The sequence below is a fragment of the Streptosporangium sp. G12 genome, from assembly GCF_052983175.1.
On the sequence record NZ_JBRIQO010000025.1, the window covers coordinates 1 to 13,553 of the forward strand.

General features: G+C 69.4%; 9 protein-coding genes. 3 read left to right on the forward strand and 6 right to left on the reverse strand.

The annotated features are described in order from the left end of the window. Positions 1 to 261 precede the first annotated feature (261 nt). Positions 262 to 1,425, reverse strand: coding sequence for a serine hydrolase (locus ACVCAG_RS33190; RefSeq protein ID WP_440087423.1), 1,164 nt, complete (start codon positions 1,423 to 1,425; stop codon positions 262 to 264). Between the two features lie 809 nt (positions 1,426 to 2,234). Here ACVCAG_RS33190 and ACVCAG_RS33195 point away from each other — a divergent pair. Both ACVCAG_RS33195 and ACVCAG_RS33200 read left to right on the forward strand, forming a co-directional pair. After that, a complete protein-coding gene (locus ACVCAG_RS33195; protein WP_440087422.1) occupies positions 2,235 to 3,422 on the forward strand; it encodes a TIM barrel protein in 1,188 nt (395 codons plus the stop codon). A 167-nt stretch (positions 3,423 to 3,589) separates the two neighbouring features. Beyond that, the gene (locus ACVCAG_RS33200; protein WP_440087421.1) at positions 3,590 to 6,916 is read left to right on the forward strand and encodes a PQQ-dependent sugar dehydrogenase; all 3,327 of its coding nucleotides are present in this window, start codon (positions 3,590 to 3,592) and stop codon (positions 6,914 to 6,916) included. Between the two features lie 138 nt (positions 6,917 to 7,054). Here the strand turns inward: ACVCAG_RS33200 and mctP are convergent, their stop codons facing one another. From mctP to ACVCAG_RS33225, 5 genes are all read right to left on the reverse strand, one after another. Further along, complete coding sequence (gene mctP / locus ACVCAG_RS33205; RefSeq protein WP_440087420.1) at positions 7,055 to 8,650, reverse strand: monocarboxylate uptake permease MctP; 1,596 nt, start codon at positions 8,648 to 8,650, stop codon at positions 7,055 to 7,057. A gap of 4 nt (positions 8,651 to 8,654) precedes the next feature. Next, the gene (locus tag ACVCAG_RS33210) at positions 8,655 to 8,867 is read right to left on the reverse strand and encodes a DUF3311 domain-containing protein (protein WP_440071415.1); all 213 of its coding nucleotides are present in this window, start codon (positions 8,865 to 8,867) and stop codon (positions 8,655 to 8,657) included. Between the two features lie 527 nt (positions 8,868 to 9,394). Continuing rightward, entirely contained in the window at positions 9,395 to 9,949 is a 555-nt protein-coding gene (locus ACVCAG_RS33215; RefSeq protein ID WP_440087419.1) for a VOC family protein, read from the reverse strand. Between the two features lie 101 nt (positions 9,950 to 10,050). Beyond that, positions 10,051 to 10,872: an MBL fold metallo-hydrolase gene (locus tag ACVCAG_RS33220; RefSeq protein WP_440087418.1), complete on the reverse strand. Its 822-nt coding sequence runs from the start codon at positions 10,870 to 10,872 to the stop codon at positions 10,051 to 10,053. A 156-nt stretch (positions 10,873 to 11,028) separates the two neighbouring features. Then, positions 11,029 to 12,219: a cytochrome P450 gene (locus tag ACVCAG_RS33225; protein ID WP_440087417.1), complete on the reverse strand. Its 1,191-nt coding sequence runs from the start codon at positions 12,217 to 12,219 to the stop codon at positions 11,029 to 11,031. Positions 12,220 to 12,581: 362 nt separating this feature from the next. On the opposite strand from ACVCAG_RS33225, the gene ACVCAG_RS33230 reads away from it, so the two are divergent. Further along, complete coding sequence (locus ACVCAG_RS33230) at positions 12,582 to 13,496, forward strand: SDR family oxidoreductase (protein ID WP_440087416.1); 915 nt, start codon at positions 12,582 to 12,584, stop codon at positions 13,494 to 13,496. Positions 13,497 to 13,553 lie beyond the last annotated feature (57 nt).

A 13,553-nucleotide genomic window follows, 5' to 3' on the forward strand; every position in this document is an offset into this window, starting at 1 on the left:
CTCCACCGTTGGTGGGGGCCCTCAGGCATGTCCGGACCCTTTTTCCGGCCTGTTCCCGGGCTCCTTTTCCGGGACCTACCGGCGACCCGTTTCGAGGCCTGCCCGCCACCGCTTTCGGGGGCCTGTTCGGGACTGTTGCGGGGTCTGCTCGGGGCCCTGTGCGACACCTTCCCCACGGGAAACTCCAACGGGAGACTCCCGAGATCCCATCATTCCCCGGACCGGGGAAGTCCCCTATAGGGCGTTCGGCCGTCAGGCGGCTCATCGGCACATGAGCCTTCCCGCCGTCGCGATCGCCTGCCCGGCCGCCGGGGAGTTGAGCTGCACCACCACCTGGCGCCGGCCGTCCTCGCTACTCATGGCGACCCCCGAGTATCCGTAGATCATCCCGGAGTGGTTCCACACCCGGATGCCGCACGGCAGCCTGTCGGCGAAGATGCCCAGACCGTCCGCGCGCTTCAGCGCGGCCCCCTCGAGTAATCGCCTCGGCGCCGATCCTTCGGCGGATTCGCCACCGGACACGGCCTGTTTCCCGCCGAACAGTGCCTCGTAGAATGCGCCCACATCCCTCGCGGTCGACACCAGCCCGCCCGCGGACCAGAAGATCGAGGAGTTCACGACCGTCGCCCCGGGACCGTCGCCCTGCCTGCCCGTGGCGAGCCCGGGCGGCCGTAGATCTCGCGGCAGTTCGGTGTCGCGCAGTTTCAGGGGCCCTGTGACGCGCTCTCGGAGCGCCTCGGCGTAACTCTGGCCGGTGACCTTCTCGATGATGAGACCGAGAAGGATGAAGTTGCCGTTGGAGTAGCGGTTCACCCCGCTTCTGCCCGGTCTTCCGCCGTAACCGAGCAGCTCCCGCGGCGGCCAGTCGCGCGTGTACATGCCGCCGTCGACGATGGCGTCCATGAAGCGGGAGTCGGTGAGATAGTCCGGTATCCCGCTGGTGTGGTTGAGCAGTTGTTCCACGGTCACCCGGCCGGCGCCGGGAAGGACCCCGGGAAGCAGCTCGCCGAGCGTGTCGTGGAGGGCCAGCCGCCGCTCGCGTACCAGCTGGAGCGTGATCGTCGCGGTGAACGTCTTGGTGATGCTCGCGATCCGGAAGCGGTGGTCGACCCGCATCGGGGTGCGCGTCGCCGGGTCGGCGAACCCCGCGGCGGCCTCCTGGACCTTTCCGTCGTCACGGACGTGCACGACGGCCCCCGGGGAACCGGCCGCCGCCACCAGGTCGTCCGCGATCGCCTGGAGGGTGGAGGCCGAGCCGGCCGGGCCCGGTTCCGTGGGAGGATCCGGCCGCTCGGAGGAGGGCGAAGGGGGCGCGGGCGCGGGGCTCGTCGCCGAGGGAGAGGCCGGTGGTGCGGCGCCGGGCGCCGGGACGCAGGCGGTCAGTGCGATCACCAGTGAGATGGCTCCGAGTCCGGCCGCGCGCATCCGGCGTTTCCCTTCTCGTTCCTCGTGTTCCTCGCCGGGACCATGACTTCTCCTTGAGCGCGGAAACCTCGAGCGCGGAAACCTCCGCCTCCGGGCGGGAAGGATGTCAAGACGCTACAAGCGGCGAGGCGAATGGGAAAGCCCGCCTGATGAGGCCCGGTGTCGGATGGAGGTTCGGTGTCGCCGGTCGGCGAGACGCCCGGCGGCCCGTGCGACCTGATGTGCCGCCTGATGTCTTCCGGTACGTCACTGTCACCCGATGGGTGAACCAACACTTCTGCCGATTGTGAGCGAAACTTTCAGCCTTCTCCACCAAAGTGCCCGCTGGACAGGTCCCGTGACCGTTGTGGCGAGGCGAACCGCTCGTTGATCGGCGAGCCCGTAGGGCCGGTCGAGGCGGGCCGTCCGAGGGTGTTATCTGCTCATATCGTTACAAACCAAGTCTATTGCGGCGCCCTGGGAGGCGGACACCCCGATCCATCAGGGAAGATCCACCGTTCACCGGTCTGTCGGGCCTGGTGGACGGGGTCGCGCACCGGGGTGACTTCGGTTGTGGTTCGTAGAAAGTTAAATTGATCATGACAAAAGTTCTTCCAAAAACGTCAGAAGACGCGTAACTTCCACGCCAAGTTCTCTGCACAACATCAAGAGTGCGCAGTGAGTCGGCCGGCGGCGTTCGCGGGCGGATCTCCTCGGAGAGGCGATCCGCCGGGCGGGGCCCCGGCCTGCGGCGGAAAGGAGTCGGCGGTCACTCGGCTGAGGCATCGGGGATCACGGGGCTCCATCCACCCACACGGAGGTAGGAAACCATGAGTGCACACGAAGAAGAGTTCGACGAGGTCGCGGGCGCGCTGCGCCGCAGGCTCGGACTGAACCGCCGCCAGTTCCTCGCGGCCACGACAGGAGTCACCGCGGTGGCCGCCGTCTCGGCGGTGGGCCCGCTCGCGTCGGCCGCGTACGCCTCCCCCGGCGGCGACCAGGAGCGCGGTCAGGGCCACGGTCACGGCGACCGGAACGCCCTGGTGCCCGAGGCCAAGCGGGGCATCATCCTCTACACGGTCCGTGACGTGATCTCCCGCGACCCGGCGGCGAACACGAGCCTGCCGGCCGGCTTCCGGCGTGTGTTCGAGGAACTCTCGCGGATCGGCTACAAGCAGGTGGAGTTCGCCGGCTACCGCCAGCACGCGAACGCCGAGGGCGGGGCCGACCTGGAGACCGTCGAGGGTGCCAGGCTGCTGCGCCGGTGGCTCGACGACAACGGGCTCAAGGCCCAGGGCAACCACGGCTTCATCCCCGGCTCCTGGCCGCTCACCCAGGCCGACCTCGACCGCTTCAAGCTGACCCTGGAGATCGCCAACATCCTCGGCATGGAGCATGTGGGCACCGGCGGAGACCCGACCAACAGCGCCTACAAGGCGGACTGGGACCTCGCCGCCCAGAAGTGGAACGGTCTCGGCTCGATCGCCTCGGCCGCCGGGCTCAAGCTGTACACGCACAACCACGACGCGGCGTACGGCTTCCTCCTCGACGAGGGCCCGCTCGACGAACTCGGCCGGCCCACCCGCTCGTCGGGCATCAGGAAGCTGGAGTACTTCCTGCGGATCACCAGCCGCAGGCACGTCTATCTCGAGATGGACATCTTCTGGGCGCACGTGGCGCAGTACAAGCACCGCTCGTACGTCGCGGGCGACGGCTCCACCCGGGCCGACATCTTCGACCCGCTGAAGCTCGTACGACAGAACGAGAAGCGGTTCCCGCTGTTCCACGCCAAGGACGGGAAGGCCAACACGGCGACCGGCAACGGCTACGACATGGTGCCGTTCGGCACCGGTGACATCGACTACCGCGCCTTCTTCTCCAAGCTGGACATCGAGCGGCGCCACAACCCGATGTACGAGCAGGACAACGCGCCCGGAGGAGCCGAGGCGCCGGGCCGCTCGCTCCAGTACTCCGAGCTCAGCTACAAGAACCTGGCCGCCCTGCGCCGCCGTCGCTGAGAGTCCGGCGGACGACCGGGCGAACTCCTTGGAGGCCCCCCGAAGGGCACCTCGAAAAAGAACCCGGAGACGGGTTCGGCGGACCGCCACGTGATCGAAGCCGTTGCCGCGGCACGCGTGGCGGCCCGCCCTGTCCTGACACCCCCCTGAAGAAGAGGCTCAGGAAGTTGAAGCGTACCCGCGCCATGCTCGGTGGAGCACTGGTCGCCCTGCTGTTCCCCCTGGTGGTGCCCGGCACCGCCCCCGTACAGGCCCATACCGACGTCCTGGCCGCGCCCACGGACTGGTCGAACTACGAGAAGATCACGCTGACCAAGAACGTCGGCGAACCGATCGACCTGGCGGTCCTGCCCGACAAGCGGGTCCTGCACACCGCCCGCAACGGCGACATCCGGCTGACCGACGGCGCCACCGGCCTCACCAAGGTCATCAACACGATCCCCGTCTACGCGAACTCCGAGGACGGTCTCCAGACGATCGCGATCGACCCGAAGTTCGCCGAGAACAAGTGGGTCTACGTCTACTACGCGCCGAAGACGATGACGGCGCCGTACCCGGAGACGACCCCCACCGGTTCGGCGCCCAACTCGCTGCCCGCGGGCGCGGACGAGTCGTACTGGAACCAGTGGAAGGGCTACAACCAGTTGTCGCGGTTCAAGTGGACCGGTGACGCGCTGGACCTGTCCACCGAGCAGGTCATCATCAAGGTCGAGGCTCAGCGCGGGCAGTGCTGCCACGTAGCGGGCGACATGGACTGGGACGCCGCGGGCAACCTCTACCTCGTCACCGGTGACAACACCCCCGCGGGCACGCCCGGGGCCAACGGCATGGCGCCCAACAACGACGCCCCCGGGATGAACCCCGGCCTCGACGCGCGGCGCGGCGCGGGCAACAGCAACGACCTGCGCGGCAAGATCCTGCGGATCACGGTGAAGGAGGACGGCTCCTACACCGTCCCGGCCGGCAACCTGTTCCCGCCGGGGACGGCCAAGACGCGTCCTGAGATCTTCGTGACGGGCGTGCGGAACGCCTTCCGGATGGACGTCGACGACGTGACCGGCACGGTCTCCTGGGGCGACTACGGCCCCGACGCCGGGGCGGCAGACCCCGCCCGCGGGCCCCTGGGCTACGTCGAGTGGAACGTCACCCCCATCGACAAGCCGATGAACAGCGGCTGGCCCTACTGCACCGGGAACAACTTCAACTACAACGACTGGAACTTCGCGACCTCGACACCGCGCGCGTGGTTCGACTGCGCGGGAGGGCCGACGAACACCTCCCGCTGGAACACCGGCGTCGACAAACTGCCGGCCGCGACCCCGGCGGACCTCTACTACGGCGACAACAACACCCACCAGCCCGCGGAGTGGGCCGGGCTCACCGACTTCGAGCCGGCGGGCGGCCAGGGGCCGATGGGCGGCCCCGTCTACCACTACGACGCGGCGAACCCGTCGACGACGAAGTTCCCGGCGTACTGGGACAAGAAGTTCTTCTTCGGCGAGTTCTCCCAGGACTACCTCGCGGCGTTCACCGTGACGGGGCCGGACGGGCCGGTGACCAAGCTCGAACACTTCCTGCCCAACAGCGCGCTGACCACGGCGGCGATGCCGATCACCGACAGCCCGATGGACATCGAGTTCGGTCCCGACGGGTCGCTGTACGTGCTCGACTACGGCGACGGCTTCTTCCGCGCGAACCCCGACGCGGGCCTCTACCGCATCGACTACGCCGAGGGGAACAAGACGCCGCAGGCGAAGATCGTCGCCAAGCCGACGTCGAGCAGCGCCGCGCCGCTGACCGTCGCGTTCAGCGCGGAGACGTCCACCGACGCCGAGCCGGGCGCGCTGCGCTACGAGTGGGACTTCGACGGCGACGGGACCTTCGACGCCACCGGCGTGACGGCCTCGCACACCTACCCCGCGCTCGGGCAGTATGCCGCCAGGCTCCGCGTGACCGACGCGCAGGGCAAGTTCGGGCTCACCTCGACCGAGATTACCGTGGGCAACACCGCGCCCGAGGTGACCATCCAGACGCCGGGCAACGGCTCCTTCTTCAACTGGGGCGACGCGGTGCCGTTCCAGATCAAGGTCTCCGACAAGGAGGACGGCGACACCCCGGTGTGCGGCCGGGTGCAGTGGACCTTCGGCCTCGGCCACGACGCGCACGCCCACCCCGAGACCCTCGGTTCGGGCTGCTCGGGCGCCTGGCCGACGCCCGCCGACGCCCCCGAGCACGGCGAGACCGAGAACATCTTCGGCGTCGTCGTCGTGAGCTACCGGGACAACGGCGCCGGTGACATCCCCGGGGCGCTCGGCGACGCCACGCTCATCCTCAACCCCAAGGAACTGCAGGCCGAGCACGCGGACGCGAGCAGCGGCGTCACCAGGGTGGAGGACGAGAGCGCGTCCGGCCTGGCGAAGATCACGTCGTTCGACGCCGGGGACTGGATCGCGTACGACCCGGTGAACTTCGCCGGCGTCACCGGTGTGAAGACCCGCGCCTCCGGTGCGGGAACGCTGTCCCTGCGCTGGGGCTCGGAGACGGCGGAGCCGTTCGCCACCGTCACCGTGCCCGCCGGATCGGGCTGGCAGAGCGTGGACACCTCGCTCACCGGCGCCCCGACGGGCAGCGGGAAGCTCTACGTCACCTCGACCGGCGGCGTGGAGGTCGACGGGTTCACCTTCCAGGGCGACGGGGTCTCCGACGAGACGCCTCCGACCGTGTCGGCCACGCTCGCCCCGGCCGAGCCGGGCGGGGAGAACGGCTGGTACACCGGCAACGTCACGCTGACGGTCACCGCGACCGACAACGGCACGGTGGCGAGCCGCCAGTACTCGCTCAACGGCGGCACGACGTGGCTGAACGCCAACAACCCGGTCACCCTGACCGCCGACGGGACGGCCACCGCGCGCTACCGGGCGACCGACAACGCGGGCAACGTCTCGCAGGTCGGCACCGTCACGGCGAAGATCGACAAGACCGCCCCGGTCCTGTCCGTGAGCGGGGTGCAGCCCGGGAAGTACGGCGACTCCGCGTCCGTCACGCCCGTCTTCTCGGCGGCCGACGCGACGTCGGGGGTGGCGAGCGTGACGGCGGCCATCGGCGACCTGCAGGTGGTCTCCGGCAAGCCTCTCGCCCTGTCCGAGCTGGCGCTCGGCGCGCACACGCTGACCGTCACCGCGAAGGACGAGGCGGGTCACGTCACGAAGCAGACCGTCGCGTTCGAGGTCACGACCTCCTTCGCCGACGTGCGGAATCTCCTCGACCGCTTCAAGGCGGAGGGCTCGGTGCGGGGCGTCCTGCTCGGCGTCCAGCTCGACCAGGCCAGGAAGCACGCGGAGGCGGGAAGGAAGCAGCTCGCGATCGCCTCGCTGGAGGCCTTCGTGGCACTCGCCCGCCTCAAGCTCTGGGTGCCCGACACCGCGGCGCGTGACGTGCTCGTCCGGGACGGGAAGGCGCTGATCGCGCAGTTGCGCGCCCCGGCCAGCGGGTAACGACGACGCGGCGCGGGGGGAGAGCCGGACAGGCTCTCCCCCCGCGCTCGGTTCCGGGGGCCGGTGGGTGATCCTCCGGGGTCCCGGTCCTCGATCCTGAGGTTCTGGCCGCCCGGAACGGGCGGCGCGTCCGGTGGGTCAGTGGGGGGCGAGGTCGAGATCCTTGATCCTGGGGTCGCCCTCGTCGGCGAAGTAGTGGTCGGGCTGGGTGGCGTCGACGCCGTCGGTCGTCTTCATTGCGCGCGCGATGACCGTGCCGAGCGCGGCGACGGCCAGGTTGACCGCGAGCGCGAGGATGCCCGCGTAGATCGTCATCTTGGTGTCCAGGCCCAGTTTCTCCAGCGGGAACGCCGACCCGGCGAAGTGCAGCTTGCCGGTGGCCGGGTTGCCGATGTTGTAGAGCAGGAGCATCCCGGCCCCCATGCCGGCGACCCATCCGGCGATCAGGCCGCTGCGGTGGAACCAGCGGGTGTAGAGGCCGAGCGCCACCGACGGGAGCGTCTGCAGGATGATGACGCCGCCGATGAGCTGCAGGTCGATGGAGAAGCCGGTGTCCAGGAACAGGATGCACAGCACCGCGCCGACCTTGACGAGCAGCGAGGTGATCTTCGAGACACGGGCCTCGTCGGCGTCGCTCGCGTCCGGCTTGAGGTACTCCTTGTAGATGTTGCGGGTGAAGAGGTTCGCCGCGGCGATGGACATGATGGCCGCGGGGACCAGCGCGCCGATGCCGATCGCGGCGTACGCGACGCCGGTGAACCAGTCGGGGAACATCTTGTCGAACAGCTGCGGCACGATCGTGTTGTTGTCCTTGCCGATGGGCTGGATGCCGGCCGCGATGGCCATGAAGCCGAGCAGCGCGATCAGGCCGAGCAGCAGGCTGTAGGCGGGCAGCGCCGACATGTTCCGCTTGATCACGTCGCGGTTCTTGGAGGCGAGCACGCCGGTGATGCTGTGCGGGTACAGGAAGAGCGCGAGCGCCGATCCCAGGGCCAGCGTGACGTACTGCAGCTGGTTGTTCGCGTTGAGCAGGATGCCGTCGCCGGGCGGGGCACTGGCGGCGAACTTCGCCTGGGCGGAGTCGAAGATGCCCGACCAGCCGCCCTCGATCTGGGCGGGGATCGCGAAGATCGCCACCAGGATCACGACGTAGATCAGCGTGTCCTTGACGAACGCGATCAGCGCCGGGGCGCGCAGGCCCGACTGGTAGGTGTACGCGGCCAGGATCGCGAACGCGATGATGATCGGCAGGTGGCCGGTGATGCCCATCGACTTCAGCACGGCCTCGATGCCGATGAGCTGGAGGGCGATGTAGGGCATCGTCGCGACGATGCCGGTGATCGCGACCAGCAGCGCCAGCGTGGGGGAGCCGAAGCGGGCCCGGACGAAGTCGGCGGGGGTCACGAAGCCGTGCACGTGCGAGACCGACCAGAGGCGGATCAGCACCAGGAACACGATCGGGTAGACCACGATCGTGTACGGCACCGCGAAGAAGCCCATCGCGCCCGCGCTCCAGAGCAGGGCGGGCACCGCCACGAACGTGTAGGCGGTGTAGAGGTCGCCGCCGACCAGGAACCAGGTGACCCACGAGCCGAAGTTCCGGCCGCCGAGCCCCCACTCGTCGAGGCTTGCCAGGTTCTCCGGGCGGCGCCAGCGCGCGGCCACGAATCCCATGCCGCTGACCAGCAGGAACAGTGCGGAGAAGACGATGATTTCTGTCAGGTGAGCTTCCATCGGGTCACCGCCGCCGCTTCGTCATCTGGTACACGATCGTGGTGCATGTGACACCGACCGCGATGAAGGCGAGCTGGAGCCAGTAGAACATCGGAAAGCCGAAAAGCCGGGGCTCGTCGGAATTGAAGAGAAACGGGAGCAAAGGTAGGATGATCGGCACGATGAGCAGCCAGTTCCATGGGCTGTGATCGCTCCGGTTCCCGTTTGGAGTGGTCAACGCGGTCTCCTTGAGCTGGAGAAAGGGTGTCCGGGCAGGACCGTCCCCTTCGGCTGACCGGCAGCGTAATTACACGGCCGTTTCATTCAGGTCACCGAGCGCCGAGCGGCACCGGTGGCGCGACGAACGGTAGCCCGGCTCCTTCGTCGAGGTCGCCGGCGAGGTCGCGGGGGTCATGCCTCCCGGATGGGCCCACTTCGCCGACGGGATCCCACCGGTCACCGAATTCCCGGCGCGGCTTCCTTGACATGATCGAGCAAGTCCTCGTAAAGGCGTGATAGGTGAAGGCGTGTCACACGGCGCGCGATGTGTCCCACGGCGTGACACGTCACACAGCACCCGGAGCCGCCGGTCGCGGTCTCGCGCGATGCCGTCATTCCCGCCTGCGAGATCCGGCGCGATGTCCCGACCCCGCCGGCGCGGTCTCGCACGCCGCCGTCGATCCCGCCGGTGCGCGGTCTCACTCGGCGCCGCCGGCGCCCGGAGGCCCCGCCGGCGGGCCTCACGTGGTCCGCCGGAGCGCGGGCTCAGACGGTCCTGTCGGCGGCGGTCCTCGGCTCGTGCCGTACGTCCTCCGGCAGGCCGAGGTCCCTGGTCCAGGCGGCGAACTCCACCAGGATGCCGTCGGGGTCCTTGAAATAGATCGACCGGACGAACACGCCCTCTCCCATGGCGGGCGCTATGCCGAACTCGCTGTCGTCATGGTTGAGGATCACCCCGACGTCCACGCCCTTGGCGATGAGCTTGTCGCGGTACTCCTCGATCCGGTCCGGGGCGACGTCGAGGGCGATGTGGTTCATCGAGCCGACCGCGGAGAGCAGCTCACCCCGGTCGGGCAGGTTCTTGGGCGCCGAGACGCCGGGAACGCCCTCGGGCGCGTCGGGGAACCAGAAGAACGCCAGCGCGTTGCCGCCGCCGCAGTCGAAGAAGAAGTGCTGCCCCCAGCCCATCGGCAGCTCGATCGTCTTGATCAGGGGCATGCCCAGAACGCCGGAGTAGAAGTCGACCGTCTGCCTCATGTCCGAGCACACCAGCGCGAGGTGGTTGATCCCGCGCAGCTCGAACTCGGTGTTGTCCGCCATGTTCTCCTCGCTCCCTCGGGTAATGAACTGCTTATCACAGGAGATGGGAAGGCCGAGCGGGCGGCCGCCGGGAAGGCGGCGGCGCGACCCGCCCGTACCGCTCACGGCCGCTCGAACACTTCGGGCAGCCGATGGCTCTCGCCCCTGGACAGGTAGACGACCCGGTCTCCGTGGCCACTCCGCTCGACGTGGTCGCGGAAGTCGGAGAGCGGTGAGCTGAAGGCGCCGTAGTCGTCGTAGTGCACCGGCAGCACGTGGCGCGGCTTGATCAGACGCACCCATTCGGCCCCCTGCCGGCCGTCCATCGTCACCAGCAGGAGGCCCAGCAGCTTCGTGCCGCCCAGGTGGACGACGCCCACGTCGACGTCGGGGAAGCGCCGCGGGATGGCGTCCAGTTCCCTCGCCATGAGAGTGTCGCCGCTGATGTGCAGGCGCAGGCGCACACGGCCGTCCGTGCCGGAGAACTCCAGCATGCTTCCCATGACGGGCGGCAGGAGGAGGTCCACCAGGCCGGGGCCGTGGCGCGCGGGCAACGAGGTGATCTTCACCGAGCCGGCCGGGTTCCGGAGCTCGTGGTCATGCCAGGTGGCCACGCCGACCGCCCCGCCGAAACCCTGCCGCTTCAGCTTCCGCGCCGCGTGCGGCGTGGTGACGATCGGTGTGCTGTGGTCCAGCCCCTTGCGGGCCACCCGGTCCCAGTGGTCGCCGTGCATGTGCGAGAGGAGAACGGCGTCGAGGGGCGGGAGCCGGTCGACGTTCAGCGCCGGTTCGGTCAGTCGCCTGGTGAACAACCCGTAGCCCAGATAGGCGTGCTGGCCACGGTGCAGGAAGTTGGGGTCGGTGAGGATGGTGAACCCGTTGTAGCGGATGAGCGTCGTGGCGTTCCCGATGAACAGCACACTCGCCGCCTCCTGGTCGGACATGCCGTGGTCCCCCGTGTCGGATCGGTCGAATGGTCGTCGTGCTCGAACCCGGCAGGCCGCGCATCCGGCCGTCCCGGGACCGCCACGCCTACCGGCGTTCTCCGCCGGTGGCCGGAACCCCCGTCCGGCGGGCCGGCGTACGGTCTTACCGTGACGTCACCAGGCGACCTTCAAGGACGACAGGCCGTACACGAAGCTGAAGGAGCGGAAGTGCGCGTCGGGTTCGATCGCGCGCAGCTCGGGGAATCGCCTGAGCAGCGCGGGGAAGGCGATGTGCATCTCCATCCTCGCCAGCGGCGCACCCAGGCAGTGGTGCACGCCGTGGCCGAAGGCCAGGTGGCCGGGCGCCCCCCGGGTGATGTCCAGCACCTCCGGATCGGACAGGAACGCGGGGTCGCGGTTGGCGGCGAGCAGCGCGCACATCACCAGCTCGCCGGGCCCGATCCTGCGGCCGGCGATCTCGACCTCCGTGGTGGTCGTCCTGAAGGTGCTGGAGTGGACGATGCTGAGCCAGCGCAGCAGCTCCTCCACCGCGGCGTCGATGAGCTCGGGTTCCTTCTTGAGCAGTTCCAGCTGGTCGGGGTGGCGCAGCAGGGCCAGCGTGCCCAGCCCGAGCATGTTGGCGGTGGTCTCGTGACCGGCCACCAGCAGCAGACCGCCGATGCCGACGAGCTCGTCCGTCGTCAGGTCGTCGTGCTCGCGCACCAGCGTGCCGAGCAGCTCCTCCCCGGGATCGGCCTGGGCGCGAGCGACCAGCTCGGCCATGTAGGCGCGCGATTCCAGCTGCGCCGCCCTGCGCTCCTCGATGGGCGCCGACACGTCGAGCAACAGGCCGGTCCTGCGCTGGAAGTCCGCCCGGTCGGTGTACGGCACGCCCAGCAGCTCGCAGATCACCAGGGAGGGGATCGGCAGCGCGAACGACGACACCAGGTCGGCCGGGGAGCCCGCGCTCTCCATCGCGTCCAGGTGGTCTTCGACGATGCGCGTGATCCGCGGCTCCAGCCGGCGTATCCGGCGGAGCGTGAACTCCGGCGTCAGTATCCGGCGCAGCCGGGTGTGCTCGGGGGGATCGAAGGCGAGCAGGTTGCCCGCGCGGAGCACGGCGAGCTCCTCCTCGCTGCTCTGGTCGCCGGGCAGCTGGAACGTGGTCGTCCGGGCGTTGCTGAACCGCTCCGCGTCGCTCAGCACCGCGCGCACGTCCTCGTGGCGGGTCACCAGCCAGGCGTCGACGCCGGGCGGTGTCCTGACGAGCCCGACTCCCTCCCCGTCCCGCATCGCCTCCAGCTCCGGGTCGGGACCGAATTCGGCTCGCCGCATGTGCAGCGGTGGTGTCGGAGACTCGCTCATGGGACCCCCTGGATGACTCGCCGTTCTGGCCACTCCGAAAAAACGCTAGCGACCCATCGATTGCGCGCAAAGGACCCCGACGGCCGTCCGAGGTCTGTGTTGTGTCACTGACCAGCAACTACTTGCTTCGACGGCGTCGTGCGCGGTGAGGTCCCCGACCTGGAACCGGGACGCCCGCCGCCGGTTTCCCGGCGGGGCCGCCGGACGCCGCGGTGTCCTTCCCGCCCCTCCCACCGGCCGTTCCGCGCCGCGCCGCGCCGCGCCGCGCCGCGCCACGGCCTTCCGCCCCGGTCCGGGTCCCTCGGCCGGTGTGACGCGAAAACATGACAGTAGATGTCCTGTTTTCGCGTCACGCTGGCCTCATGACAAGAACGCTGGAAGGAAAGGTCGCCCTGGTCGCGGGGGCGACGAGGGGGACCGGCCGGGGAATCGCGGTGGAGCTGGGCGCGGCCGGTGCCACGGTCTACTGCACCGGGAGGAGCACACGGGAGCGGCGCTCGGAGATGGACCGGCCGGAGACCATCGAGGAGACGGCCGAGCTGGTGACCCGCGGGGGCGGTCACGGCATCGCGGTCCAGGTGGACCACCTGGACCCGGAGCAGGTGCGCGCCCTGGTGGAACGGATCAGGAACGAGCAGGGCAGGCTCGACATCCTCGTCAACGACGTCTGGGGCGCCGACCCGCTCACCGAGTGGCACGTCCCCGTCTGGAAGCACTCCCTCGACGACGGCCTGCGCATCCTCCGGCTGGCGGTGGACACCCACCTGATCACCAGTCACCACGCCCTGCCCCTGCTGATCGAGAATCCCGGGGGCATGGTGATCGAGGTGACCGACGGCACCCTTGAGTACAACACCGTCAACTACCGGCTCTCGGCCTTCTACGACCTGGCCAAGATCTCGGTGAACCGCCTCGCGTTCAGCCAGGCCCACGAGCTGCGCCCGCACGGCTGCGCGGCGATCTCGCTGACCCCCGGCTGGCTCAGGTCGGAGAGCATGCTGGAGACCTTCGGCGTCACCGAGGAGAACTGGCGGGACGCCACCGCCAAGCAGCCGCACTTCGTGATCTCCGAGACGCCCGCCTACACCGGCCGCGCGGTCGTCGCCCTCGCCGCCGACGAGGACCGGATGCGCTGGTCGGGCCGGTCGGTGTCCAGCGGGCAGCTCGCCCAGGTGTACGGCTTCACCGACGTCGACGGCAGCAGGCCCGACGCCTGGCGCTACATCGAGGAGGTCGAGAGCAAGGGCAAACCCGCCGACGCCACCGGCTACCGCTGACCACCATCGGGACCGGCGCCGCGACCCCGGGCCGGGACCACCGGCCGAGATCCTCGG